The 24769-nt window shown below is 65.3% G+C and carries 24 protein-coding genes, 1 other RNA gene and 2 pseudogenes; 13 read left to right on the top strand and 14 right to left on the bottom strand.

What is annotated here, in order from left to right; genetic code table 11:
• Nucleotides 1-72: 72 nt before the first annotated feature.
• The 8 genes and pseudogenes from VFH65_RS27775 to VFH65_RS27740 all read right to left on the bottom strand — a co-directional run.
• On the bottom strand, nucleotides 73-693 hold the full coding sequence (locus VFH65_RS27775) for a TetR/AcrR family transcriptional regulator (RefSeq protein WP_353326097.1): 621 nt from the start codon (nucleotides 691-693) through the stop codon (nucleotides 73-75).
• A 6-nt stretch (nucleotides 694-699) separates the two neighbouring features.
• Nucleotides 700-1605: a hydroxymethylglutaryl-CoA lyase gene (locus VFH65_RS27770; RefSeq protein WP_353326096.1), complete on the bottom strand. Its 906-nt coding sequence runs from the start codon at nucleotides 1603-1605 to the stop codon at nucleotides 700-702.
• Nucleotides 1602-2915: a CaiB/BaiF CoA transferase family protein gene (locus VFH65_RS27765; protein WP_353326094.1), complete on the bottom strand. Its 1314-nt coding sequence runs from the start codon at nucleotides 2913-2915 to the stop codon at nucleotides 1602-1604. Before VFH65_RS27765 ends, VFH65_RS27770 begins: the two co-directional genes overlap by 4 nt.
• Complete coding sequence (locus tag VFH65_RS27760) at nucleotides 2912-4111, bottom strand: alpha/beta hydrolase (RefSeq protein WP_353326092.1); 1200 nt, start codon at nucleotides 4109-4111, stop codon at nucleotides 2912-2914. The genes VFH65_RS27765 and VFH65_RS27760 overlap by 4 nt, the downstream gene beginning before the upstream one ends.
• The gene (locus VFH65_RS27755) at nucleotides 4111-5223 is read right to left on the bottom strand and encodes a homogentisate 1,2-dioxygenase (RefSeq protein ID WP_353326090.1); all 1113 of its coding nucleotides are present in this window, start codon (nucleotides 5221-5223) and stop codon (nucleotides 4111-4113) included. The genes VFH65_RS27760 and VFH65_RS27755 overlap by 1 nt, the downstream gene beginning before the upstream one ends.
• A 76-nt stretch (nucleotides 5224-5299) precedes the next feature.
• Entirely contained in the window at nucleotides 5300-5689 is a 390-nt protein-coding gene (locus tag VFH65_RS27750; RefSeq protein WP_353326089.1) for a nitroreductase/quinone reductase family protein, read from the bottom strand.
• Between the two features lie 11 nt (nucleotides 5690-5700).
• Entirely contained in the window at nucleotides 5701-6645 is a 945-nt protein-coding gene (locus VFH65_RS27745; RefSeq protein WP_353326103.1) for an acyl-CoA dehydrogenase, read from the bottom strand.
• 25 nt (nucleotides 6646-6670) lie between these two features.
• A pseudogene (locus VFH65_RS27740) lies at nucleotides 6671-7145 on the bottom strand (TetR/AcrR family transcriptional regulator); the annotation flags it as partial.
• Between the two features lie 288 nt (nucleotides 7146-7433).
• Between VFH65_RS27740 and VFH65_RS27735 the strand changes: the two are divergent.
• Nucleotides 7434-8411 (top strand): esterase family protein, encoded by a 978-nt coding sequence (locus tag VFH65_RS27735; RefSeq protein WP_353326087.1) that lies wholly within the window; start codon nucleotides 7434-7436, stop codon nucleotides 8409-8411.
• Between the two features lie 63 nt (nucleotides 8412-8474).
• Here VFH65_RS27735 and VFH65_RS27730 read toward each other — a convergent pair.
• The 3 genes and pseudogenes from VFH65_RS27730 to VFH65_RS27720 form a co-directional block, all read right to left on the bottom strand.
• A pseudogene (locus VFH65_RS27730) lies at nucleotides 8475-8738 on the bottom strand (oxidoreductase); the annotation flags it as partial.
• Nucleotides 8739-8915: 177 nt separating this feature from the next.
• The gene (locus tag VFH65_RS27725; protein ID WP_353326085.1) at nucleotides 8916-10130 is read right to left on the bottom strand and encodes an acyl-CoA dehydrogenase family protein; all 1215 of its coding nucleotides are present in this window, start codon (nucleotides 10128-10130) and stop codon (nucleotides 8916-8918) included.
• A gap of 34 nt (nucleotides 10131-10164) precedes the next feature.
• On the bottom strand, nucleotides 10165-11559 hold the full coding sequence (locus tag VFH65_RS27720; protein ID WP_353326084.1) for an acyl-CoA dehydrogenase family protein: 1395 nt from the start codon (nucleotides 11557-11559) through the stop codon (nucleotides 10165-10167).
• Between the two features lie 256 nt (nucleotides 11560-11815).
• On the opposite strand from VFH65_RS27720, the gene VFH65_RS27715 reads away from it, so the two are divergent.
• Complete coding sequence (locus tag VFH65_RS27715; RefSeq protein ID WP_353326082.1) at nucleotides 11816-13030, top strand: alpha/beta hydrolase; 1215 nt, start codon at nucleotides 11816-11818, stop codon at nucleotides 13028-13030.
• 15 nt (nucleotides 13031-13045) lie between these two features.
• On the opposite strand, the gene VFH65_RS27710 is transcribed toward VFH65_RS27715, so the two are convergent.
• Both VFH65_RS27710 and hisN read right to left on the bottom strand, forming a co-directional pair.
• Nucleotides 13046-14482 carry a wax ester/triacylglycerol synthase family O-acyltransferase gene (locus VFH65_RS27710; protein ID WP_353326080.1) on the bottom strand — a complete coding sequence of 479 codons (1437 nt, stop codon included), beginning with the start codon at nucleotides 14480-14482 and terminating at the stop codon, nucleotides 13046-13048.
• Nucleotides 14483-14607: 125 nt separating this feature from the next.
• Nucleotides 14608-15396 carry a histidinol-phosphatase gene (gene hisN, locus VFH65_RS27705; RefSeq protein ID WP_353326078.1) on the bottom strand — a complete coding sequence of 263 codons (789 nt, stop codon included), beginning with the start codon at nucleotides 15394-15396 and terminating at the stop codon, nucleotides 14608-14610.
• Between the two features lie 23 nt (nucleotides 15397-15419).
• Between hisN and VFH65_RS27700 the strand changes: the two genes are divergently transcribed.
• A complete protein-coding gene (locus VFH65_RS27700) occupies nucleotides 15420-15773 on the top strand; it encodes a hypothetical protein (RefSeq protein WP_353326076.1) in 354 nt (117 codons plus the stop codon).
• Nucleotides 15774-15787: 14 nt separating this feature from the next.
• Here the strand turns inward: VFH65_RS27700 and VFH65_RS27695 are convergent, their stop codons facing one another.
• Nucleotides 15788-17152 (bottom strand): FAD-dependent oxidoreductase, encoded by a 1365-nt coding sequence (locus VFH65_RS27695; RefSeq protein WP_353326074.1) that lies wholly within the window; start codon nucleotides 17150-17152, stop codon nucleotides 15788-15790.
• Nucleotides 17153-17267: 115 nt separating this feature from the next.
• On the opposite strand from VFH65_RS27695, the gene prfB reads away from it, so the two are divergent.
• The 10 genes from prfB (at nucleotide 17268) to VFH65_RS27645 (ending at nucleotide 24750) form a co-directional block, all read left to right on the top strand.
• Nucleotides 17268-18383 carry a peptide chain release factor 2 gene (gene prfB, locus VFH65_RS27690; RefSeq protein ID WP_353326072.1) on the top strand — a complete coding sequence of 372 codons (1116 nt, stop codon included), beginning with the start codon at nucleotides 17268-17270 and terminating at the stop codon, nucleotides 18381-18383.
• On the top strand, nucleotides 18373-19350 hold the full coding sequence (locus tag VFH65_RS27685) for a mechanosensitive ion channel family protein (protein ID WP_353326070.1): 978 nt from the start codon (nucleotides 18373-18375) through the stop codon (nucleotides 19348-19350). Before prfB ends, VFH65_RS27685 begins: the two co-directional genes overlap by 11 nt.
• On the top strand, nucleotides 19347-19799 hold the full coding sequence (locus VFH65_RS27680; RefSeq protein ID WP_353326069.1) for a hypothetical protein: 453 nt from the start codon (nucleotides 19347-19349) through the stop codon (nucleotides 19797-19799). The genes VFH65_RS27685 and VFH65_RS27680 overlap by 4 nt, the downstream gene beginning before the upstream one ends.
• 35 nt (nucleotides 19800-19834) lie before the next feature.
• Nucleotides 19835-20524, top strand: coding sequence for a cell division ATP-binding protein FtsE (ftsE, locus tag VFH65_RS27675; RefSeq protein ID WP_353326101.1), 690 nt, complete (start codon nucleotides 19835-19837; stop codon nucleotides 20522-20524).
• A complete protein-coding gene (gene ftsX / locus VFH65_RS27670) occupies nucleotides 20524-21417 on the top strand; it encodes a permease-like cell division protein FtsX (RefSeq protein WP_353326068.1) in 894 nt (297 codons plus the stop codon). The genes ftsE and ftsX overlap by 1 nt, the downstream gene beginning before the upstream one ends.
• Nucleotides 21418-21419: 2 nt before the next feature.
• A complete protein-coding gene (smpB, locus tag VFH65_RS27665; RefSeq protein WP_353326066.1) occupies nucleotides 21420-21914 on the top strand; it encodes an SsrA-binding protein SmpB in 495 nt (164 codons plus the stop codon).
• Nucleotides 21911-22753 (top strand): DMT family transporter, encoded by an 843-nt coding sequence (locus VFH65_RS27660; RefSeq protein WP_353326099.1) that lies wholly within the window; start codon nucleotides 21911-21913, stop codon nucleotides 22751-22753. Before smpB ends, VFH65_RS27660 begins: the two co-directional genes overlap by 4 nt.
• Before the next feature lie 93 nt (nucleotides 22754-22846).
• Nucleotides 22847-23689 carry a maleylpyruvate isomerase family mycothiol-dependent enzyme gene (locus VFH65_RS27655; RefSeq protein ID WP_353326064.1) on the top strand — a complete coding sequence of 281 codons (843 nt, stop codon included), beginning with the start codon at nucleotides 22847-22849 and terminating at the stop codon, nucleotides 23687-23689.
• A gap of 79 nt (nucleotides 23690-23768) precedes the next feature.
• Nucleotides 23769-24137: a transfer-messenger RNA gene (ssrA, locus tag VFH65_RS27650) on the top strand.
• A 241-nt stretch (nucleotides 24138-24378) separates the two neighbouring features.
• The gene (locus VFH65_RS27645; protein ID WP_353326062.1) at nucleotides 24379-24750 is read left to right on the top strand and encodes a hypothetical protein; all 372 of its coding nucleotides are present in this window, start codon (nucleotides 24379-24381) and stop codon (nucleotides 24748-24750) included.
• Nucleotides 24751-24769 lie beyond the last annotated feature (19 nt).

Below are 24769 nucleotides of genomic sequence, written 5' to 3'. Positions count from 1 at the left end.
CATCTCGGCGAGCAGGCCCGGCAGATGGTCGGGAAGGGTGAAATCCACTGGTTCTCCTTTGAACATCATCGATCAGTACCCGTACAGCGTTTTCTTCCAGATGCGTGACAGTGTCGCAATGGCGTCCTGGTCGGTCATCTGGACCCCCAACCCGGACGCTCCGACGAACACGGTGGTGAAGTTCTCGAACAGCAATGCGATGGCCGCCGCGGTGTGCTCGGGATTGAGCTCCCCGCCGTGTCCTTGTTCCTGGGCGCGCCGCACCGACGCGGCGACGATGTCCATGCCGAAACGGCGGAACTCGTTTTGTACCGCGGCGAACCGCGGCTGAGTGGCGGCCAGTTGCGCCACCGCGATCATGATGCCGATGTTCTGTTTGAACAAGTTCCAGTAGCCGGTGACCACCGAGGTGAAGAACTCGCGGTCGTCGGGCGATTTCGGCAGGTGCACGCTCGAACCGGACGGCGCCACGATGTCATGCAGAAAGGACTCGGCGAGCGCGGCGAGTAGGTCTTCCTTGTCGGTGAAGTAGCGGTAGAACACCGCAGGCGATTTGCCTGCGGCCGAGGTGATGTCGGCCAGCGTCGTGCCGTGGAATCCGCGCTCGGCGAACAGTTTCCTTGCCGCCTGCTCGATGGCCCCCCGGGTTTGGCGCCCCTTGGCGCTGAGAGTCCCCGACGTTGGAGTTGGCACGTCCGCCTAGTCCAGCATTCGGTCGCCGGCGCGCAGCAGCGAGCTGGGGAGGTCATGCCCGACGACGTTCTGGGCGACCCTCGCAGCGGCTATCGCGGCCGGTAGATCGACGTCGACGTGAATTCCGCTGTCCCGCAACAGGTACACCAGGTCTTCGGTGGCGATGTTGCCGCTGGCGCCTGGCGCGAACGGGCAGCCGCCCAAGCCGCCGACCGAGGCGTCCAGCCGGGTGACACCCGAGCTGACGGCGGCGTAGGCGCTGGCCAGGCCCGCGCCGCGGGTGTTGTGGAAGTGCGCGCCGAGCGGGATACCCCCGATGAGCGGGCGGATCCGCTCGATCAGGGCGGTCACCCGGCGTGGGGTAGTGGTGCCGATGGTGTCGGCGATCGCCAGCCGGTCGACGTTGCTCTCCACCGCCGTAGTGATGACGTCGACGACCCGCTGCGGCGGTGTCGGACCGTCGAACGGGCAATCCCATGCGGTGGCGACGATGACCTCCACAGAGACGCCGCTGTCGTGGGCGATCGCGACGATCTCGGGGATCTGTGCACTGGCCTCCGCGGTGGTGCGGCCGACGTTGGCGCGGCTGTGCCCGTCGGCGGCCGATACGACGTATTCAATCGAAGGCAGGCCTGCGGCGATCGCGCGCTTCGCACCGTTCGCGCTGGCGACCAGCGCGGAGAACTCGATGCCGGGAAAGTTGTGCAGTTCCGCGGCGAGGTCGGCCGCGTCCGCCAGTGCGGGCACCTTGGACGGCGAGACGAACGCTGTCGCCTCCATCTCAAGTACGCCGGTGGCAGCGACGGCGGCCAGCAGTTCGAGCTTGGCGGACAACGGGATTGGGTCCTCGATCTGCAGCCCGTCGCGCAGCGAGACATCGCGAATGCGAACATGCGTCGGTAGTTCGGTCATAGCACGCCCTCCGTCCGCAGCGCGTCAATCTCTTCGAGCGACTTGCCCAATAGCCCGCGGTAGATCTCGTCGTTGTGCTGGCCCGGCCGCGCCGGCCCCGCGTAGCGGATCGTGCCCGGCGTCTCCGACAGCACCGGCACCACGCCGGGCCCCTTGACGTTTCGGCCGATGCGTTCGTCCCAGTGATCGGCGATCATCCCGCGCGACTGCAGTTGCGGATCGGCAACCACCTCGGCGACGGTGTTGATGGGTCCACTGATCACACCGGCGTCCGACAGGCTGGCGATGATGTCGGCGGGCTGACGCTGCGCGGCCCAGTCGCCGATGATCTTGTCGAGTTCGTCCTGATTACGGCCTCGCGCAACATGATTGGCGAACCGGTCGTCGGTTGCCAGCTCCGGCTGGCCCATCGCGGCGCACAGCCGCCGGAAGACGGTGTCCTGATTGGCCGCGATCACCACCCAGCTGCCGTCGGCACTTCGGTAGATGTTGGACGGCGCTATGCCCTCTAGTCGGGTACCCGACGGTCCGCGGACCACGCCTCCGACGTCGTAGTCGGGGATCGTCGATTCCTGCACCGCCAGACAGGCTTCGGTCAGCGCCGCGTCCACGATCTGGCCCTCACCGGTGACGGTACGCCGGTACAGCGCGGCCAGCGCTCCCTGCGCGGCGAACATACCCGCGAGGCTGTCGCCGAGTGACAGCGCGAGGCGTGGTGGCGGACCATCGGGGAAGCCGTTCATGTGGCGCAGGCCGCTTGCCGCCTCGGCGACCGAGGCGTAACCGGCCTTGTGCGCCTCGGGCCCGGTCTGGCCGTAGCCGGAAACCCGAACCAGGATGATGCCCCGATTGCGTTCTCGCAGAACGTCGTAACCGAGGTCCCACTTCTCCAGGGTGCCGGGCCGGAAGTTCTCCACGATGATGTCGGAGCGCTCGACCAGGTCCAGGAACAGCTCACGGCCTTTGGCCTCGCGCAGGTTCAGCGTGGCGGCCTTCTTGTTGCGGGCGTGCACCGTCCAGAAGAAGTGGTGGCCGTCGAGTTCGGCCTGGCCCCAGGTGCGCAGGGGATCGGGTGCGCCGGGCGGCTCGATCTTGATGACCTCGGCGCCCATGTCGCCCAGCAGCCGTCCGGCGAACGGGCCGGAGATCAGCGTTCCGACCTCGATCACCCGGATGCCGTCCAGCGGGCCGGTGACATTCCCCGGGTCGCTTCGCTCCTGCCCGCCGGTGACATTCCCCGGGTCGCTTCGCTCCTGCCCGCCGGTGACATTCCCCGGGTCGCTTCGCTCCTGCCCGCCGGTGACGCTCATTGGGACAGACCGTGCCGGTGTAGCCAGTCGGTGACGATGCCGACCGCTTCGCGCAGTTTGTCGCGTTGGTCGGCACCGGCGTAGTAGTGGTTGGCGCCAGAAATTTCGTACATCTCCTTATCAGGATGCCCGATGGCGTCGAACAGCCGGCGGGTGTGGCTCGGCGTGCAGGCGTCATCGGCCAGGTTGCCGATCACCAGGGCGGGTACCGCGATGTCCTGCCCGCATTCGACGGCGTCGCCGTTGGCGTCGTCGTAGCTCCACTGCGACAGCCAGCTGCGCAGCGTGCAGAACCGGGCGAGCCCCACCGGGCTGTTGTTCACCACCTGAGGATCACCCAGATAGCAGGTTCCCGGGGTGCGTTCGTTCGGATCGACCGTCGGGTCGAGCCAGCGCGGGTCGGCCATGGTGCCGTGCACGACGAAGGCGAACTCGTCATCGGGCAGCCCGGCCGCCCTGAGTTCGGCCAGTTTCTTCTTGACCCACTTGGTGATTCGGCGGTTACGGTCGATCTGTGCCTGCCGGTAGCGCTCGAGGAACTGCTGGGTATACGGCGGCTGGTTCGGGTTGTCCGGGTTGTAGAGATCGAGCTCGGTATCGCGCTTGGTCGGATCGGATTCGTCGAGTATCGACGCGTCCAGCCACTCGGTCATCGTGCCGTGCCGGCTGATGTGTGCGGCCAGCAGCATGATGCCGTCAGCGGGGATCAGGCCCAGTTTGGTCAGGTCCGGGCCGTCGCCGGACGGACTGGCCGTCACCGTCGGGTGCTGGGCTTGCTGCTGATAGAACACCGACAGCGAGCCGCCGCCACTCCAGCCGGCGAGCACCACCTTGTCGTATCCCAGTCGGTTCTTGGCGTCCTTGATGCACTCGCCGAGGTCCTCGACGACTTTCTCCATCAGCAGCGCCGAATCGGTGCCGCGGAAGCGGCTGTTGCAGTAGATGACGTGATGCCCTGCGCGGGCCAGCCCGTTGATCATGGGCAGGTACGCCCCGCCGCCGATCGGATGCATGAAAACCAGCACCGTGTCCGACGGCTTCGTCTTCGGCTTGAGTAAGTAGCTCTCCAGAACGACCAGCTCGGCAACGCCGCCATAGACGTCACGGACACCCGAATTGTTCTGATAGGCAACCAGATACGGGATGCGGTCGTACTCGTGGCGCGGTGGCGCCGCGATGGAACCGGTCGCGGTCATCAGTGTTGCCCCAAGTCATTGGCGAGGACTTCGGCAGACGGGATGAGCCGGCGGCGGGTGTCGATCGCGATCACCGACCAGTCGACTTTGTCGTATTCGTCGAACTTGCGTCGTGCCCGTTCGCGCGCCTTCTCGGGCGCGCCATGGTGGACGCCCTGCGGCGCATGAGAGATCAACCCGGGCGGCATCGGCACGCCGTAGAGGGAACCGCTGTGGAAGAAGGCGATTTCGTCGTAGTCGACGTTGCGGTGATACCAGGGTGTGCGTTCGGTGCCTGGCACGCCCTCGGCGGGCTTGGGCAGGAAGTTCATCACGTACACGCCGGTCGCTTGCATGAATAGATGCACGGTTGGCGGCAAATGCACGCTGTCGGAGGTCACCACGTTGTAGTCGACGATGTTGAAGGTGAACGCGAAGTTGTCGCCGCGCCAACCTTCGACATCCATCGGATTATGTTGATAGTAAAGCGACGTCGGCCCACCCTCGTGGATCAGCCGTACCTCGTACTCTCCATTTGTCTGCGGGCCCACGCCGTCGTCGATCGGAGCAGGCTCGGGAATGGTGGCTTGAGAGGGGTCGAACGGGAAGTGTCGGCCCAGCGCCCCGGGTGGCGGCACCCGGAACTCGTCGGTGGCCTGGATCATCAGCAGAGTCGACGGCCCGTTGTCTCGGTCGGGAATCTGACGGAACGTGCAGGCCTTCGGGATGTAGACCCAGTCACCTTCGCGGTAACGCAGCGGGCCAAACTCTGTCTCCAGCAGGCCAGAGCCCGCGTGCACGAAAGACAACAGATCGCCGTCCACGTAGCGCACGAAGAAGGGCATCGCCTCGGTGCGCCGCGACAGCGTCACCTGGCAGTCGGCATTCGAGAACAGCAGCAGCGGTCCGCCATGCGCGTCGGTCGCGTCGGCCGGCTTGAGCTCGCTGGAGAGCACATCGATCGGCCGAAGTGGTCCGGAGCTGCGGTAAGCGGTGGGGTCGTGGCGCCGGTACATATTCGCGGTGCGACCGGTGAATCCGCCGCGGCCGAGCTCGTCGTCCTTGAGCCCGTCCAGGTCCGCATGCAGACGCCGTGGCGTCCGGCCTTTCCGCAGGTGAACAAAGGATTCCACGATGCGCTCCCTCGACGGCTTTGGCGACTGGCAGTGGCAGAACTAAAAGTGAGGTTAGTTTTACTTAGATGCAGCGTCAATCCGTCAGATCGACCCGAATCGTCAGCAGATTCGTGCCGAACGTGCGTACGCCCATGCTGTTGAGCTGCGGGAGCGAGCGCAGCCGTGCATGTGGGTCGTCGTCAGGCAGCAGATGTGCCACGCCGTTGTGCCAGCGGCCGTGCAATCTCACGCGCACGTTCGGATTCGCTTTGATGTTCTTGACGTACTGCGACTTCTCACCGAACTCGGAGACGAACCAGAACTCGTCGCCGACCCGGCTGCCGCCCAACGGTGTGCGGCGCGGCTCGGCGGTTTTGCGGCCGGTGGTCTCGAGCAGGGTTTGAAACGGCATCGCCCGCATCAGGCGGTTTGCGACGTTCTTCTGAAAGAACGTCGTGATCTGGTCACGCAAGTCACTAGCCATGTTTCTCCCATTCACACCATTGCGGTTCGTGAGACCTTCATGCCCAGTGTGAGCGCCCCTGCGAGTTCGCGGCTCGTGTCGTAGTCGAAAACCACGTGGCCCGAGAGAACGTCCACGTCGCGCTTGATTCGCTGCAGCGGGTTGTCGAGGAAGTGTGCTCTGGCGCCCGATGCTTCCAGAAGCCAGCCGATCACCGCCCTCGACTCGTGCACGATGTGCGCGGCCGCCATCCGCGCCTCGCCCCGCACCAGTCGAGGCACGGGATCGCCTGTGGCGATGAGAGTTTCGATTTCACCGACCGTTTCCGCGAGCAGTCCGTGCAGCGCCCGAAGTCGCACCCTTGCCTCGCCGAGGTGAGCCTGCGCGATGGGTTTGTTCTTCCGGGTGACGCCCTCGTAGGCCAGCACGCGCTTCGACAGGCGCTCGGCGTAGATGTCCGCGACACGCTCGGCGCTGCCCAACGCGGGCATGGCAGCCAGCAATGAGAACGCAGGCACCATCGGCCACCGGCACGTCGTGGCGTCGTGCAGCCCGGCGCCGGGGGCGGTGCCGGTGTAGATGTCTGACACCCGCACCACCCGATGGGCGGGCACGAAGGCGTCGACGATGACGACGTCGTTGGACCCGGTGGCCCACGACCATCGGCCGCTCAGCCTGACGCCGCCGTCGACGGGAACGCCGCGCCCCGTCGGGGCAAGGGGAGCGGGCGCCAGGAACGGTCGCGTTGCGAACGCTTCCTCTTGGGCCGGTTCGTCGAACAGGGCCAGCATCCAGTTGTGCAGGGCGTAGAAGCCGATGGTCCAGGCGCTGGAAGCACATCCGTGCGCCATTCGGCGGACCGGATCCAGGATGGCCGGGAATTCGGCCTGTGTGCCGCCGTACCGGGCGGGCACCAGTAGTTCGGTGAAGTTGGACGCGACGAGGTCGGCGACCGTGGCGGCTGGCAGGCGGCGCAGATCCTCGGCCTCCTTCGCACGGTCACCCGGCCGCGAACGTCACGTTGGCCCGCAGGTCGGCGTCGTCGGCATCGAACCCGTCGTCGAGAAATGCCTGGCGCACCGCCTCCAGAACCCGCTCATCGGAAGCGTGCACAGGTGGCGACCGCGTCGTCGGTGCGCGCCCATTCGCGCATCGCGCGTTCCAGAGTCCAATGACGGGGGCTGACCAGTGACGTCATCATTTGCGAGAGCCGTTCACGCGGCGGGGCGCCGGCCAATTCGCCGAAATGGCGGCGGTCATCGTCGCGTAATTCGCCCCAGGCCTCGATGAGCGCCCTGCGATATCCGGGCATGTCGGTGAAATGCCAGCAAAAACTGCCCTTGGTCACCCCGAGGCGGCTGCACAGCCAGTCGATCTTGAGTGCTTTTATGCCTTCTTCGGCAAGGATCGCGTAGCCGGCCTGGATCCAATCGTCCATGGTCAACCGGCTGCTCGCGGTCGTGCGGGCCTTCGCCATTAGCGGCAGCCTACGTCCAGTCAGTGGGCGGGAAACCAACGCCTGCGTAGGCCGATTTCTTGCAGGAAAATGGCAGCCAACGCCAGTCGGGGTTTCTCAGGTGCTGGTCACATGTTTTACTGCACACGCACAACTGAAATTTTCTCGGTCCGCTCTACGGCCGCACCCGGGGCTCAGTCGAGCGGGCGCGACAGCGCAGTGAAGAAACCGCTGCGGTGCCGAATCGCGATCTCTGATCGCTGCGGAAGGCGTAAAACGCGAAACCGGAAGATGGATGGATTTGCTTCTATGAGGTTCATTGACAAGATTCGTGGCCCCTGGGCGCGCCGGTTCGCGGTGTCTGCCATCGCGGCGGCCCTATTACCCGGCGTAATCGGTCTCACTGGCGGCTCGGCCACTGCAGGGGCGTTCTCCCGCCCTGGCCTGCCGGTCGAGTACCTACAGGTGCCGTCACCGTCGATGGGCCGAGACATCAAGGTGCAATTCCAGCCCGGCGGCCCGCACGCGGTTTACCTGCTCGACGGCCTGCGCGCTCGTGACGACTTCAACGGCTGGGACATGGAGACCCAGGCGTTCGAGTGGTACTACGAGTCCGGCCTGTCTGTCGTGATGCCGGTCGGCGGCCAGTCCAGCTTCTACTCCGACTGGTACCAGCCGGCATGCGGCAAGGCCGGCTGCCAGACCTACAAGTGGGAAACTTTCCTGACCAGCGAGCTGCCGCAGTGGCTGGCCGCCAACAAGGACGTGTCGACCACCGGCAATGCCGCGGTCGGGCTGTCGATGGCTGGTAACTCCGCGATGATCCTGTCGGTCTACCACCCCGATCAGTTCATCTACGCCGGTGCGTTGTCGGCATTCCTCAACCCGTCAGAGGGCCAGTGGCCGTTCCTGATCAACATGGCGATGGGCGACGCGGGCGGGTACAAGGCCAACGATATGTGGGGCCCGACCGAGGACCCGAACAGTGCATGGAAGCGCAATGACCCGATGGTGCAGATCCCCGCGCTGGTGGCCAACGGCACCCGCCTGTGGGTCTACTGCGGCAACGGCAAGCCGAATGAGCTGGGCGGCGCCAACCTGCCCGCCGAGTTCCTCGAGGGTCTGACAATCCGGACCAACGAGACGTTCCGGGATAACTACATCGCCGCGGGCGGCAGTAACGCCGTGTTCAACTTCCCGCCTTACGGCACCCACAGCTGGGAGTACTGGGGACAGCAGCTGCAGCAGATGAAGCCTGATCTGCAGAGCTACCTCGGCGCGGCATAAGTTCAGCACGCGAAATCGCCCGACCGCCAAGCGGTTCGGGCGATTTTGCGTTTGCTTACTTGCTCAGAAACCGCCGGCGACGCGGACCACGGCACGGCCGGAGTACTTTCCGGCACGCACCTGGTCAACGATGTCGACCACGTCCTTGACATCGACGTCGTGTGAGATGTCCGAAAGATATGGCGACCGCAACGAACTGGCCAGCTGCTCCCACAGCACTCGCCGCGGTCCGATCGGTATCAGCACCGAGTCGATGCCGAGGAGCGCCACCCCGCGCAGGATGAACGGCATCACCGTGGTGAAACCTGCCGTGCCGATCGCCGCGCCGTCGCGGGGACTCAGCGAGTAGTGCACCCGAATCGTTACGTCGCCAGGCGGAAGATCGGACTCCACCAGCGTCTCGACTGCCGCCTCGATGCGATCATCGCTCGCCGTGCAACGAGCCCCTGAAACGTGTCCATGGGTTCCGACGCTAGTCGCGCCCGCTGTGCGCGTGGAAGGTGACTACTTCAATTCGGACGACGACAGGCCAAGCAGCCGACGGGCCACCACCAGCTGCTGAATCTGCTGGGTGCCCTCGAAGATGTCGAGGATCTTGCTGTCCCGCGCCCACTTCTCCAGCAGCGTCTCCTCGGAATAGCCGACGGTGCCGGTCAGTTCGACGGCCTTGAGCGTGACGTCGCTGGCGACGCGGGCGGACTTGGCCTTGCCCATCGACGCTTCCTTGGAGTTGGGGATGTCGTTGTCGGCCTGCCACGCGGACCGCACGGTCAGTAGGTAGCCGGCTTCCCAGTCGGCCTCCAACCGCAGAAACTCGGCGGCAGGCGCGCTCTGGGCGTGCGCCGGCTTGTCGTAGGAGATCTCCACTCCGGCTTCGGTGAGGACCTTCCGAAGTTCCTCCAGCGCCGCGCGTGCGATGCCGACGGCCATCGCGGCGACGATCGGACGGGTGTTGTCGAAGGTCTCCATGACCCCGGCAAAACCCTTCTCCACGTGGATCTCCGGGCTGCCGAGCAAGTTGTCCTTCGGAATCCGCACATTGTCGAACCGGATGACCGCGGTGTCAGAAGCCTTGATGCCGAGCTTGTCCTCCAGCCGCTCGACGGTCACGCCGGGATGTTCGCGCGGGACAATGAACGACTTGATCGCCGCGCGGCCAAGCGACTTGTCCAGCGTTGCCCACACCACGATGTGGGTGGCCCGCGATCCGGCGGTGACGAAGATCTTCTCACCGTTGATCACATACTCGTCGCCGTCCACCTTCGCCGTTGTCGACACCGCCGCCGAGTCGGAGCCGAAGCCCGGCTCGGTGATCGCCATCGCGGCCCAGACGTCCTTGCCGAGACGCTCCAGCTGTTCGTCGGTGGCGACGCCGGAGATCGCGGCGTTACCAAGACCCTGCCGTGGCACCGACAGCATCAAAGCGACATCGCCCCAACTGATCTCCATCACGTTGAGCACCGCGGACATGTTGCCGCCGTTGTGGTTGGCGCCCTTTGGTTCGTCGCCGTCACGGAATGCCTCGGCGCCGGCGAACGCGAAAGCCTTTGCCTCCGAGATTCCTTCGAACAGTGTGGCCAACGTGTCGAGCTCGACCGGATATTCGTGCTCCCGCAGATCCCACTTGCGCGAGATCGGCCTCAGCATCTCGGCGGCACCTTGGTGCGCCTTCTCGATCACCGCATTCAGCTTGCGGGGCAGTTCCAGATTGATTGCCATGATTCGACTTTCGCTATGCGGAATGACTACTGACTCAAATAACTACGATGCCCTCGGCGACAGCGATCGCGCGCAAGTCGCGGTACCAGCGTTCGACGGGGTGTTCCTTGGTGTAGCCGTGGCCGCCGAGCAGCTGCACGCCGTCGAGGCCGATCTGCATGCCCTTGTCGGTGCCGAGCCGCTTGGCCAGTGCGGCCTCCCTCGCGAACGGCAGGCCCTGGTCAGCGCGGGATGCGCCACGCCACGTGATCAGCCGCAGGCCGTCGAATTCGATCGCGATGTTGGCGCACATGAACGCCACCGCCTGACGGTGCGCGATGGGCTCGCCGAATGCCTGACGCTCCTTGACGTATGGCACGACGTAGTCGAGTACGGCGTGTGCGGTGCCGACGGCCAGCGCGGCCCACCCGAGTCGCGAGAGCGCGACCGCCTCGAGGTAGTCCGCGTCGGTCGCGCCGTCCTCGCCGAGGCGGGCGCTCAACGGCACCGACACATGGTCGAGTTCGACCTTCCCGAGCGATGCCGCACGGATGCCCATGCTGGGATCCGGGGTCACGGTCAGCCCCTTGACCGAGGACTCGACGATGAACAGTGCCGGCTTGCCGTTGAGTTGTGCTGCCACGATGAGCAATTCGGCGTTCGCCGCGGCCGGGACCAGCGACTTGACGCCGTCGAGCCGGTAGCCGCTGGGTGTACGCACCGCTGTCGTCTTCAGCGCGGTGGGATCGAACAAAGCGTGCGGTTCGGCGATCGCCACGCATGATTGGGGGACGTTGTCGCCCGCGAATTCCTTCAGGTAGGTGGCTTGCTGGTCGGCGCTGCCCCAGTGGGTGAGCGCAGATGCGACGCCGGCGGGCGCGAGTATCGGCAGCGCCAGTCCCATATCGCCGTAGGCGAGCGCTTCGGCGACCAACACGTTGGTGACGGCCGCGCGATTGGCCGCGATGCCCTCGAAATCCTCCGGAACGTTGATCGCCGTGATGCCCAACTCGGCGGCCTTGGCGACCAGATCCGGGGGATAGCTGGCCGCTTCGTCGGCCTCGCGAGCGGCGGGCCGCAGGATCTCCTCGGCGAACTCGCCGACGGTGTCGACGATCATCTTCTGTTCGTCGTCGGGGGTGAGGTCGAAGTAGTCGCTGCCGCTTTTCTTCAGCCGGGTCGGTCCGCTCTGGGCGCCGGACACCCGCTTGAACTGCCGGGTGGTGGCACCGGCGACGGAGAACGCCTGCTTCACGCCGTACTTCAGGCCGCGGTTGAGGGGATCGCGCAGGTTGTAGCGGTCCAGGAATTCCTGGCCGACGATGGGCGTGATCAGCGCCAACCCGATGTCGGTCGCTGTCCGCTTGTGTTTTTGCAGGCCGACGGCGCTTTCCTTGCCTGCCCGGCTGGGTGGTTTGGAGCCGTTCTTGGACGGCAGGGTGTTGGTCATCTCAGCTGCCTCGCTAGATAAATGGGTAGGCACGCAACAGAACTGACTCCAGAGTAAGGTATGCGAACTGACTCCTGAGTAAGTTCGGCCCCTTTGTTGCACAACTCACAGCCGAGCCTGGCCGTAGCGCTATTAGCTGGGAGCAACTCGGCGTGGCAACGATTCCTGTGTACCCGATTGTGCAGCAGGCAAATTCCTCCATGGCGGTTCGGGCAAGTCGCGTTTGCAGACCGCATGCGTGGCCTATTCTGCCGGAATGGACCTTCCGCGAGATTACAGGGAAGTCTCGCGAATGATGCGCGCCCACGCGAACTGGTTGGTACATGCACGGTTCGAGGACTACCTCGTCGCGGCGGGTGCCGTCACGTCGTCATTGCCGGTGATCGGCCGGTATCTCGAACCTGTCGGTGGAATGGCCGCTCTAAGCGTGTGGGGTGCCCGCTATCTGCCGGACTTCATGTCATCGGCGAAACACCGCTTGGGCCCGGGCGCATCCAGCCGACGCGCCCACGCGCCGGCACTGGCCAGCCTGATGACTGCCGGGCTGAGCGACATCGTGGCCGCCGAGGCGTTGGCCGAGCCGTGGTCCATCTCCGATGCAGGTACACCATGGCGCAATGCCGTTCGACTCCGGCGGTCCGTGTACCGCGCCTCAGTCCCATATGGCGACGAACCGGGTCAGGTGCTCGACGTCTGGCGGCGCGAAGACCTCGTAGGGCCTGCCCCGGTGCTCGTCTTCGTTCCGGGCGGTGCGTGGGTTTTCGGCAGCCGGGCGCTGCAGGGTCATGCGTTGATGGCACATCTCGCGGAGCTGGGCTGGGTGTGCCTGTCCGTGCAGTATCGAACCAGCCCCCGATACCGCTGGCCGCGTCAGATTATCGACGTAAAAGCGGCCATCGCATGGGCGCGCGCGAATGCCGACCAGTACGGCGGTGACCGAACATTTGTCGCCGTCGCCGGCTCTTCGGCGGGCGGACACATGGCTAGCCTCGCCGGCCTCACTCCAGGCGAAGAGCAATGGCAGTCCGAACTCGCGCCGTTGGCGGACACCTCGGTCGACGCGGTCGTCAGCATTTACGGCCGTTACGACTGGGAGGATCGCTCGACGGCAGAACGGGCACGGTTCATGGACTTCCTGGAGCGTGTGGTGGTCAAGCGTCGCCAGTCCCGCAAACCCGCGGTGTTCCGGGACGCATCGCCAGTGGCCCGTGTGGGTGCAGGCGCGCCACCCTTCCTGGTCATCCACGGTGAAAATGACATGATCATCCCGGTAGGCGAAGCACGGCAGTTCGTCGAACGGCTGCGTGAAACGTCAAGCAGCCCGGTCGGCTACGTCGAACTACCGGGCACCGGACACGGATTCGATCTCACCGACGGCACCCGGACGAGTGCTGCGGTCCGGGCAATCGGACTGTTCCTCAACCACATTCATCAGGCCCGGCCGCCCGCGCCAGTAGACGCGGCCGGATAGAACTGGACCGAGACACTAGTCGGCTGCTGCCAACAGGTCGTCGAACGCGGCCTGCATGCAGTCGGCATAGTTCGCGGGATCGGGCAGTGCGTCGCGGTCGGCCGTTATCCCCATCGACACGGTTCCGTTGTAGCTCGCGATGACGTGGAACAGGTTCATCCCCCCGATCAACGGACCCAGGCCAGTGACTCGAACAAGGCGGGCACCGGCGAAATAGATCGGCTCCGTCGGGCCCGGGACGTTGCTCACCGTGGTGTTGGCGATGGTGGGCCCCGAAAACGGCATCGCCGTCGCCGCCTTCACCGTCAGCCCTAGCAGTGTCGTGGGAACCAGTCCCGCGAGTTCCATGATTCGAGGCCCGGTCGACGAATCGGAGTTGTCGCGGAAGGCGGCGGACTCCTCGACGATCGATACAAGCCTTTCGTACGGATTCGCCACATTCGTTTCGAGCGACTGCAACCTGCCGAACAACCGGTTGCCGCCACCGCCGTGTTCACCGGATGCTCGGATCGACGCGGGACAGGCGGTCACCAGAGTCTCTTCCGGCAACTCGCCGTGGCCTTCCAGATAGTGACGAAGGGTCCCACCGACGTATGCCACCGCCACGTCGTTGATCGTCGCCTTCGGCACGCTCGCCTTGATCCGCTGGAAGTCGCTGAGGTCGTGAAAGCGGGCCTCGAAAACTCGGTGCGGGGTGGCCGAAGCGTTGAACCGGGTGCGTGGGGCGAACAGCGAGCCGGACCCCGGCGACAACATGGAGGCGATACCGCCGGCCAATTTGCCTGGCAGCACCGTCAATTGGCGGACGGCCTTGAGTGCGTTGGGAACCACCACCCTGCCCGCTCTTAACGGATAGAGCGCGCCGTCCATCGCAGTCCGAGACACCAGACTCGCTGTCGACGGTAACTCGCTTGGTTCCCAAGGCGTTTCGGGGGGGTTGGGTCGCGGACCGTCGGCAGCGAGGTCGTGTAGAGCCGCCATCAGCTCGACGCTTTCCATCCCGTCGACCGCGGAGTGATGCAACTTGAGGCTCACCGCGAACGCTCCCGGCGGGACGCCCGGTATCGAATTCAGTCCCTCGATGACGGTCATTTCCCATGGCGGGCGGCGCAGATCGATCTGCCGGGCATGGATGCGCGCGATCTGGATGCACAGCTGGCGCCAGTCTCCCGGCTGCGGCAACGCGATGTGACGGACGTGGTACTCCAGATCGAAATTCGGGTCGTCCACCCAGTACGGCCGATGCAATCCGCCGGGTAAATCTGTCAACCGCCGCCGGAATGTCGGCGCGAGGTGCAATCGGGAATCGATCTCTTGGAGGATGCCCTTGAAGGTGACTCTGCCGCCTGCTGCTGTAGCGGGGTCGTAGATCAGCAGCATCTGAATCTGCATCGGGGTTTCCGGCCGCTCGGCGCGCAACATCATGTCGTCTGTCCAGCTCAGCTGTTGCACGTGAAGCTCCATTCCCCCGCCACCCCTCTGCTGACAGGCTAGGCGCGTTGCGCGTCGGCCACGCCGAAAATCGGGGCCACCTATGACGTCTGACCGTCGGGCTAGTGGAAGTGTGCCGCGCTGGGTCAGGCCGGATGGAAGTGGGCAAGAACGGCGTGCTGCAGCAGCCCGTTGGTCGCCACGGCGCTACCGCCGTGCGGGCCCGCCTCGCCGTCGAGGCTGCTGAATATGCCGCCCGCCTCCCGCACCAGGATGTCGAGGGCGGCCAGGTCCCACAGCGACACCTCGGGTTCGGCCGCGATATCGACCGCGCCCTCCGCGACCAGGCAATAGGACCAGAAATCGCCAAATCCACGCACGCGCCAGACGGTGTCGGTGAGGTCGATCAAGCGGTCCCGAAGCCCCAGCTTCGCCCAGCCGTCGAGGCTGGACAGTGACAGGCTCGCCGCGGCGACGTCGGCGACCGAGGACACCGCTATCCTCCGTGGTTGCCCACCCGCGACGGACGCGAACGCTCCCGCCCCCTCGCCGGCCCACCAGCGTCGCTGCAGCGCCGGTGCGCTGACCACCCCGACGATCGGGACGCCGTCGTGCAGCAGCGCGATCAGCGTCGCCCACACCGGTACGCCCCTTACGAAGTTCTTGGTCCCGTCGATCGGATCGATCACCCATTGCCGGCCCTCGAAAACCGCTGTGCCGCCGTACTCTTCGCCAAGCACCAGGTCGTCGGGCCGACGCTGCGAAAGCGTTTCGCGCAGAGTGCCTTCGACCGATTGGTCGGCGTCGCTCACCGGTGTCAGGTCTGGTTTGGTGTCGACGCGCAAGTCCACCGCGCCGAAGCGGGGCATCGTCAGTGAATCCGCAGCGTCGGCCAATTCCAGGGCCAGCTTCAGGTCGTCTGCCTCAGCCGTCATGTGTGCCGTCCTACCATGGCCATGTGGAATTCGTCTTCGTGCTCGTGCTGCTCGGTGCGTTGGCGCTGTTGGCCGCGCCTTGGATCATGCGACGTCGCAGTATCGGCGGCGACTGGCAGCAGGGCACGATGCTGGTCACCGGCGTCAGTCCCCGGCCCGACGACCTCGTGGGCGAGCAGTTCGTGACCATCACCGGTGTGATCAACGGGCCGACCGTCAATGAGCACGTCATCTACCAGCGCATGGCGGTCGACGTCGACCAGTGGCCGACGATGAGCCAGCTGATACCGGTCGTCTACTCGCCGAAAAATCCAGACAACTGGAGATTCGCACCGCAGGAGACACCGCCGCCACCGCCAGGTCCCATCGAGTACTAGATCTTCGCCGAGCCTCAGCCGTGGCCGATCCGCAGCAGCTCGGCGACGCTGGTCACCTTCACCCTCGGGCGACCGTGCGGTTCACCCGCCGAACGCTCGTACTCGTCGATCAGCTTCCAATGATCGTCGGTCACGACTTTCGGTTGCCGCTCCAGCAGCCACTCGACCAGCGTCTGCGAGTGGTCCTCGCCGAAGTCCGCTAGCGACGCGCCCTGTAAGTCGGCGAGCAGGGTGTCGACGGTCTCCTGCGAATCCCTTTTATTGCTGCCGATCACACCGGTCGGACCGCGTTTGATCCAGCCGACCACATACTCGTTGCGGCGGCCATCGACCCGGCCAGAGGTGTGCGGGATGGTTCCGGTCTTGTCGTCGAACGGCAAGCCCGGCGTCGGCACTCCGCGATAGCCGACCGCGCGCACCACCAGCTGGGCGGGCACCTCTTCGCGCTCGCCGGTGTCCTTGGCGACGATCCGCCCGTTGTCGTCGACCAGCTTGTTGCGCCCCAAGACGATCGATTCGACGCGACCGTCGCCCTTGATCTCCACCGGCGACGTCCGGAACCGGAACACGATGCGGCGCTTGGCTCCTCGCGGTTCGCGCTCGGCGTAGCCGCGCAACACCTTGATGTTGTTGCGGACCGTCTTGCCTGCGGCCTCCAGGTCCTCGTCGGAGATGTCGGCGAAATCGGCAGGGTCGACGATCACGTCGACGTCGCCAAGACCCTCGAGGTCGCCGAGCTCGCGCAGCTCGAGCGTGGTGAACGGAGCCTGCAGGGGTCCCCGTCTGCCGACGATGAGCACCTCCTCGACGCCACGGTCGTGCAGCGACTCCAAGGCGTGATCGGCGATGTCCGTCGAGGCCAGCACATCGGGGTCTGTCACGAGGATCCGCGCGACATCCAAGGCGACGTTGCCGTTGCCCACCACGACGGCGCGGCCGCTCGAGATGTCCGGTGCCATCTCCTCGAAATGGGGGTGCGCGTTGTACCAGCCGACGAAGTCAACGGCGGCGACGCTGCCGGGCAGATCCTCGCCGGGAATGCCCAACGACCGGTCGGACTGCGCGCCGACGGCGTAGACCACCGCGTCGTAGCGGTCGGCCAACTCGGCGGCCTGCACGTGGTCGCCGACCACGATGTTGCCGAAGAACCGGAACCGCGGATCGAGCGCCGTCTTCTCGAACTGGGAGCTGATCGACTTGATCTTCGGATGGTCCGGGGCGACGCCAGAGCGCACCAGACCCCACGGCGTGGGCAGCATCTCCAGCATGTCGACACGCACGTCCGCGTCGTCGTTCGAGTCGGCGAACTTCAGCAGCGACGCCGCGGCGAAGTAGCCCGAGGGTCCGGAACCGACGATGGCCACGTGATAGGGGCGCATATATTGAGCCTTCTGTTTTCGCCCGGTCACCCGCAAGGGGGCTGTCGCGTCGTAGCCGAGCTGGTTACCGCTCCGATGCTAAACGGGCACGCTGCCGCCGGTAACGTGAACACCCGTGGATCCTGACCGCCAATCCGATATCGCCGCCCTCGACTCCACCTTGACCACGGTGGAGCGGGTGCTCGACATCGAAGGACTCCGCGGTCGCATCGAAAAGCTTGAGCACGAGGCCTCCGATCCGAACCTGTGGGACGACCAGGCCCGCGCGCAGAAGGTCACCAGCGAGCTGTCGCACACCCAAAACGAGCTGCGCCGCGTTGAGGAGCTGCGCCAGCGGCTCGACGACCTGCCGGTGCTCTACGAGATGGCCGAGGAAGAGCAGGGGCCCGGCGCCGCCGACGCGCTCGCCGAGGCCGACGCCGAGCTCAAGAAGCTGCGCGAAGACCTCGAGGCGATGGAAGTGCGCACCCTGCTCTCGGGTGAGTACGACGAGCGTGAGGCGCTGGTCAACATCCGATCCGGCGCAGGCGGCGTTGACGCCGCGGACTGGGCCGAGATGCTGATGCGGATGTACATCCGCTGGGCCGAGCAGCACAAGTATCCGGTCGAGGTGTTCGACACGTCCTACGCCGAGGAGGCGGGGATCAAGAGCGCGACCTTCGCCGTGCACGCGCCGTTCGCATACGGCACGTTGTCGGTGGAACAGGGCACGCACCGGCTGGTGCGCATCAGCCCGTTCGACAATCAAGGTCGCCGCCAGACTTCCTTCGCCGAAGTCGAGGTGCTTCCCGTCACCGAGACCACCGATCACATCGACATTCCCGAGGCCGACGTGCGTGTCGACGTCTACCGATCCAGCGGGCCTGGCGGCCAATCGGTGAACACCACCGACTCCGCCGTTCGACTCACGCACATTCCGACCGGTATCGTGGTGACTTGCCAGAACGAAAAGTCGCAATTGCAGAACAAGGTTTCGGCAATGCGAGTGCTTCAGGCAAAGTTGTTGGAACGCAAGCGTTTAGAAGAACGTGCTGAGCTTGACGCCTTGAAGAGCGATGGCGGCAGCTCGTGGGGCAACCAAATGCGCTCCTACGTTTTGCACCCCTACCAAATGGTGAAGGATTTGCGTACCGAATACGAGGTCGGCAATCCGGCCGCAGTGCTGGATGGAGACATCGACGGTTTCCTCGAGGCCGGAATTCGGTGGCGCAATAGGCGAGATGACGAATAGCACCGTACTTGCAATAAGTCTGTCCGAGCGCTGGCACGGCTTCTGGGGCGGCAGCATCGGAGTGTGGATCCTCGAAAGAGGCGTGCCGATCGCGCTGTATCTGATCGGCGGACTGCTGGCCGCCCGCTTCATCAACTGGTCGGCACGCAGAATGGTCCGGCGCATCGACGCCGAGTACCAGGAAAGCGACCAGCTGGTCCGCACGGAGAGCTCCAAGCACCGCCAGGCCGTCGCGTCGGTGATCTCCTGGGTGTCGGTCGCCCTGCTGTTCGTCCTCGTAATCGTGCAGGTGACATCGATCCTCGCCATCCCGGTCGGATCGCTCGTCGCGCCCGCCGCGGTGCTGGGCGCCGCGCTCGGCTTCGGTGCGCAACGGCTGGTCCAGGACCTGCTCGCCGGCTTCTTCATCATCACCGAGAAGCAGTACGGGTTCGGCGACCTCGTGTCACTGACCGTCGCCGGCATCACCCTCCCCGCGGAGGGCACTGTGGAGGACGTCACACTTCGCGTCACCAAGCTGCGCTCTACCGAGGGCGAGATGTTCACCATTCCGAACGGCCAGATCGTCAAATCGGTGAACCTGTCCAAGGACTGGGCACGCGCCGTCATCGACATCCCGGTTCCGACGTCGGCGGACCTGAACGTCGTCAACGACCTGCTCCACGGGGTGTCCGAGAAGGCGATGGACGATCCCGGGCTGCGCGCGCTCCTGCTGGACGCGCCCCAGCTGATGGGCGTGGAGAGCATCGAACTCGACACCGTCAACCTGCGGATGGTGGCCCGCACGCTGCCGGGCAAGCAGTTCGAGGTCGGCAGGCGTATCCGCGTGCTGGTGCTCCGCGCCCTTCGCCGGGCCGGCATCGTGTCGCCAACCGATGGCAGCTCCCCGATGGTGGAGGCCATCGTGCATCCCGCAACAGCCGGCGGTGCCGAGGAAGAGACCCAGGGCTCGGAGCAGAAAAAGTGACGACCTGGCTGAAGGCCAAATTGGGCCGCATGCGCGTCTCGACGCTGGTGCTCCTGGTCGCGTTCCTCGCGCTGTTCTGGGTGTACCACAACTTCGAGCCCACCCCCCCTGCACCGGAGGTGCCGCCGACAGCCGTGGTGCCACCGGGCTTCGTCCCCGATCCGAACTACACCTGGGTGCCGCGCACCCAGGTTCGCAGGCCGAGGGAGCCGGTCTACACCACGACGCCGACGACGACCACCACGACACCGACGACGACCAGCCCGACAGAGACCACGACGACGAGCCCGACCTCGCCCACGGAGACCCCGACGACGACGGTGGTGGATCCGGATGGGTTGGGGCCGCTGCCGCCGCAGACGCAGACCGTGACGCCGACGCCCGTTCCGCCGACGACGGTGCCGCTCGGTCCGGGGCCCGCGCCGACGACCGTGGCTCCGCCCAGCTAGTCCGGGCAGTTACACCGCTACACTGGCGTGCCGTGATGATCACCCTTGACCATGTCAGTAAGCAGTACAAGTCGTCGGCGCGCCCAGCCCTCGACAACGTGTCGCTCAAAATCGACAAGGGTGAATTCGTTTTCCTCATCGGCCCGTCGGGTTCGGGCAAGTCGACGTTCATGCGGCTGCTGCTCGCCGAGGACACTCCGACAACCGGTGACATCCGGGTGTCGAAGTTCCACGTCAACAAGTTGCCCGGCCGCCACATCCCGAGCCTGCGCCAGGTCATCGGCTGCGTGTTCCAGGATTTCCGGCTGCTGCAGCAGAAGACGGTCTTCGAGAACGTCGCGTTCGCGCTGGAGGTCATCGGTAAGCGCGCAGACGTGATCAACCGGGTGGTGCCCGACGTTCTGGAAATGGTCGGCCTGTCCGGTAAGGCCAACCGATTGCCCGGCGAACTGTCCGGCGGTGAGCAGCAGCGCGTCGCCATCGCCCGCGCGTTCGTCAACCGGCCGCTGGTGCTGCTGGCCGACGAGCCCACCGGCAACCTCGACCCCGAAACCAGCAAGGACATCATGGATCTGCTCGAACGCATCAACCGCACCGGGACGACGGTGCTGATGGCCACCCACGACCATCACATCGTCGACTCGATGCGCCAGCGCGTCGTCGAACTGGAGTTGGGCAGACTGATCCGGGATGAGCAGCGCGGCGTCTATGGAATGGATCGCTAGTGCGCTTTGGCTTCCTGATCAATGAAGTTCTGACCGGGCTTCGTCGCAACGTCACCATGACGGTCGCGATGATCCTGACCACCGCGATCTCGATCGGCTTGTTCGGCGGCGGGTTGTTGGTGGTGCGGCTTGCCGAGAATTCGCGCGCCATCTACCTGGACCGCGTGGAGAGCCAGGTCTTTCTGACCAACGATGTCTCGGCCAACGACCCCACGTGCGACGCCGATCCATGCAAAGCGTTGCGATCGCAGATCGAGAACCGCGACGACGTGCGCTCCGTGCGGTTTCTGAACCGCGACGACGCATACGACGACGCGATCAAGAAGTTCCCGCAGTACAAGGATGTCGCCGGGCGGGAGGCGTTCCCGGCATCGTTCGTCGTCAAGCTCAATGATCCTGAGCAGCACAAGGATTTTGACGAGGCGATGGTCGGCCAGCCCGGCGTGCTCAATGTGCTCAACCAGAAGGACTTGATCGACCGACTCTTCGCGGTGCTCGACGGTCTTTCCGCCGCCGCGTTCGCGGTTGCGGTGGTGCAGGCGATCGGCGCGATATTGTTGATAGCCAACATGGTTCAAGTGGCCGCCTATACCCGTCGGACAGAAATCGGCATCATGCGATTGGTCGGCGCCAGCCGCTGGTACACCCAGCTGCCATTCCTGGTGGAGGCGATGGTGGCCGCATTGCTCGGCGTGCTGATATCGATCGCGGGCCTGACCATTGTGCGGGCATTGTTCCTGGAGAACGCGCTCAACCAGTTCTATCAAGCGAACCTGATCGCCAGGATCGACTACGCGGACATTCTCTACATCGCACCCATCCTGCTGTTCGTCGGCGTGGCGATGGCCGGTGTCACCGCCTACGTCACCCTGCGGCTCTACGTGCGTCGCTGACCGTGGCCAAGAAAGCCGACCCGTCGAGGTCCAGCAACAACAGGGTCGTCGCGACGAATCGCAAGGCGCGGCACAACTATTCGATCCTCGAGACTTTCGAGGCCGGGGTCGCGCTGGTCGGTACCGAGGTCAAGAGCCTGCGCGACGGTCAGGCCTCGCTGGCCGATGCGTTCGCGACCGTCGACGACGGCGAGATCTGGCTGCGCAACCTGCACATCCCGGAGTATCACCACGGCAGCTGGACCAACCACGCGCCGCGGCGCAACCGCAAATTGTTGTTGCACCGCAAGCAGATTGACAACCTTGTCGGCAAGATCCGGGATGGCAATCTGACGCTGGTGCCGCTGTCGCTGTACTTCTCGGAGGGCAAGGTCAAGGTCGAACTCGCGCTGGCCCGCGGCAAGCAGGCGCATGACAAACGGCAGGACATGGCTCGCCGCGACGCGCAGCGCGAGGTGACGCGTGAGCTCGGCCGTCGCGCCAAGGGCATGACCTGATCGGCGCCGCCCTCGCACTGACCTCGGCGCTGGCCTACGGCATCAGCGACTTCGTCGGTGGCATCGCGTCGCGGCGGGTGGCGGCATTACGCGTCGTCTTGGTGTCCTATCCGATCGCCATGGTGCTGCTGGCGCTACTGGCTGCCATCGTCGGCGGGCACGTGTCCGAGGCAGCCGTATTCTGGGGAGCGCTCTGCGGGGTCTCGCAAGCGTTCGGCGTGTGGTGGTTCTATGCCGCGCTCGGGGCCGGCCCGATCTCGGTGGTCTCGCCGCTGACGGCGGTGCTCGTCGCGGCGATCCCCGTCGGTGTCGGCCTGGTGATGGGGGAGCGGCCGGGCGCGATCGCGGCGGCGGGTGTGGTGCTGGCGTTGATCGCGGTGGTGCTTGTCTCGCGGGAAGCCACCGATGAGGACGTCACGCCGCACAAGTTCACCGTGACCGTCGCCTGGTTGACGGTCGGCTCCGGCGTGGCGTTCGGCCTGAACTTCGTGCTGATCGACCAGGCGCCGGTGGAGGCCAAACTGTGGCCGCTGGTGTTCGCGCGCGCCTCCGCGACGGTGCTGGTGCTCGTGATCGCCGCGGTCAGCGCCAATCTGCACCCGCCCTCCGGCACCCCGTTGAAGCTGGCTGTGGCTGCGGCGTTCCTGGACACCGGCGCCAACATCGCCATGCTGCTGGCGTTGCAGGCATCGCTGCTGTCGCTGTCGGGCGTGCTGATGTCGTTGTACCCGGTCGCGACCGTGCTGCTGGCGATCGTCGTGCTGCGCGAGCGGGTGACCCGCTGGCAGGCGTTGGGCATGGTGCTGGCGCTCACCGCGGTCGCGATGATCACGATCTAATTCCCCGCGAGCGACCGTGTCTGCCCCTCGACACGCCACACTTTGATGGCATTTCGGGGACGCTCACGGGCCGCGAGCGCTACGTTTTGCCGGGTGAGCAGGACCTCGCGTTCGGTGACCGAGCTCGACAAGTCCGACGTTCTCGACGGCCTCTTCGCCGAGTGGGACGTCCTGCTGGAGCTGGCTGACGGGCTGTCCGACGCGCAGTGGCTAGCGCCGACGCCGCTGCCCGGCTGGGCAGTCCGTGATGTCGTGGCCCACGTCATCGGCACCGAGTCGATGCTGCAGGGAGCCGGCACCCCTGAGGCCGACATCGACGTGTCGACGCTCAAGCACGTCCACAACGACGTCGGCGTGCTGAACGAACGCTGGGTTCGCAAGCTACGTGGCGTCAGCGCCAACGACCTGCTCGACAAGCTCCGCGACACCGTCGCCCAACGCCGCACAACGCTGAGCAACCTGTCGAACGACGAGTGGAACCAGATCACGGCGACGCCGGCAGGCCCGGATACGTACGGCCGCTTCATGCGGGTGCGGACGTTTGACTGCTGGATGCACGAGCACGACATCCGCGACGCGCTCGATCGACCCGCGAGCAGCCCGGCCTGCGAGGCGTCGCGGCTGGCGCTCGACGAGATAGCGGCCAGCATGGGGTTCGTCGTCGGCAAGCTCGGTGGCGCGCCGGACGGGTCGCGAGTGCGGATCGAGCTGACCGGACCGCTGCACCGGACCATCAACGTTGCGGTCGACGGGCGCGGCCGGGTTGTCGAGGAGTTCGCAGCCGAGCCGACGGCGACGATCGCGCTCGATGGCCTGCTGTTCACCCGGCTTGCCGGTGGTCGGACGCCTCTGGCGCGGCACGTCGGCGCCATTGCGTACGGTGGCGACGAGGCGGTCGGCCGACGAATCGTCGAGCACCTCAACTACGTGATCTAGCTGGGACTACCTAATCGCTGGCTTGTGTTGAACTCACAGGTAGAATGAAGTGTCCTGCTGAAAGTCGGCAGGGATGCGAGGGGCTGAACGGTTTCGACTTCGCGCATCGAATCAAGGGAAGCGTGCCGGTGCAGGCAAATGACCACCGTAAGCGTCGTTGCAACCAATTAAGCGCCGATTCCAATCAGCGCGACTACGCCCTCGCTGCCTAAGCGACGGTGTGTCTGTCAGACCGGGAGCGCCCTCGGCCCGGACCCTGGCATCAGCTAGAGGGACAAACCTTCAGGTCCGGTCGCGGGATCTTAAGGGACATCAAACAGCGACTGGGATCGTCATCCTGACTTGTTCGCGTGATCAGGAGATCCGAGTAGAGGCATAGCGAACTGCGCACGGAGAAGCCTTGAGGGAATGCCGTAGGACCCGGGTTCGATTCCCGGCAGCTCCACCAGATGGCAAAAGGCCAGGACTGAAGAGTCCTGGCCTGTTCTCGTTCGTCATCAACATTTCGGACTCAAGGCTCGGCGGATGCGCTTCGAAACACCAGGACATTCGCGCCGTGCTTACCCGGGGGATAGGAAAACCTCCCCTCGCAGAAGTGGATTCTGGCTTGTGGGTGATTACGGAAGCACCCCCCTGAACAGCATCATTTCTCTCAACGGCCCACGCACCACCCCCGAGAGGAATCCACAATGACCAACTCCACCACCCGCAAGCTGACCCGCTTCCAGTACGCAGCGACGCTCCTCGGCGCCCTGGCTTTTGTTGCCTTGGCCCCGGCCACCGCTCACGCGCAGCCCGTCAACGGCGCCGGCGATGGCGGATGCCACTACACCGACAAGGACGGCTACGACATCCCGATCGACGACGGCCAGAGCGTCATCGTCGACGGGAAGACTGTCTCCTGCAGCGGTGGAACGATCACCGTCTCTAGTAAGAGCGGCGTCGGCGGCGTGCGGCCCCCGTTGAACGGGAACCTGCCCGTCTTGGCCGAAACGCCCCAAACGCCCAAGCGGCCGGTGCTGGTGAATGAGAACGTGGCGGTCTTTCAAGCACAACCCTGAACGACCTAGCGCAGTCGGG

The organism is Mycobacterium sp., from assembly GCF_035697385.1.
In the GTDB taxonomy this organism is placed as follows: domain Bacteria; phylum Actinomycetota; class Actinomycetes; order Mycobacteriales; family Mycobacteriaceae; genus Mycobacterium.
The sequence above is the reverse complement of the archived record's forward strand: the minus strand, read 5'-3'. Positions and strand labels throughout refer to the sequence as shown.

Coding starts and splice junctions, on each gene's coding strand:
- hisN (WP_353326078.1), bottom strand. CDS start 15,396: ATGACGGCTGAGGCAGACGACCTGAAGCTGGCCCTGGAATTGGCCGAC.
- VFH65_RS27735 (WP_353326087.1), top strand. CDS start 7,434: ATGAGGTTCATTGACAAGATTCGTGGCCCCTGGGCGCGCCGGTTCGCG.
- ftsE (WP_353326101.1), top strand. CDS start 19,835: ATGATCACCCTTGACCATGTCAGTAAGCAGTACAAGTCGTCGGCGCGC.
- VFH65_RS27765 (WP_353326094.1), bottom strand. CDS start 2,915: ATGAGCGTCACCGGCGGGCAGGAGCGAAGCGACCCGGGGAATGTCACC.
- VFH65_RS27685 (WP_353326070.1), top strand. CDS start 18,373: ATGACGAATAGCACCGTACTTGCAATAAGTCTGTCCGAGCGCTGGCAC.
- VFH65_RS27770 (WP_353326096.1), bottom strand. CDS start 1,605: ATGACCGAACTACCGACGCATGTTCGCATTCGCGATGTCTCGCTGCGC.
- VFH65_RS27720 (WP_353326084.1), bottom strand. CDS start 11,559: ATGACCAACACCCTGCCGTCCAAGAACGGCTCCAAACCACCCAGCCGG.
- VFH65_RS27750 (WP_353326089.1), bottom strand. CDS start 5,689: ATGGCTAGTGACTTGCGTGACCAGATCACGACGTTCTTTCAGAAGAAC.
- VFH65_RS27645 (WP_353326062.1), top strand. CDS start 24,379: ATGACCAACTCCACCACCCGCAAGCTGACCCGCTTCCAGTACGCAGCG.
- VFH65_RS27760 (WP_353326092.1), bottom strand. CDS start 4,111: ATGACCGCGACCGGTTCCATCGCGGCGCCACCGCGCCACGAGTACGAC.
- VFH65_RS27715 (WP_353326082.1), top strand. CDS start 11,816: ATGGACCTTCCGCGAGATTACAGGGAAGTCTCGCGAATGATGCGCGCC.
- VFH65_RS27695 (WP_353326074.1), bottom strand. CDS start 17,152: ATGCGCCCCTATCACGTGGCCATCGTCGGTTCCGGACCCTCGGGCTAC.
- VFH65_RS27725 (WP_353326085.1), bottom strand. CDS start 10,130: ATGGCAATCAATCTGGAACTGCCCCGCAAGCTGAATGCGGTGATCGAG.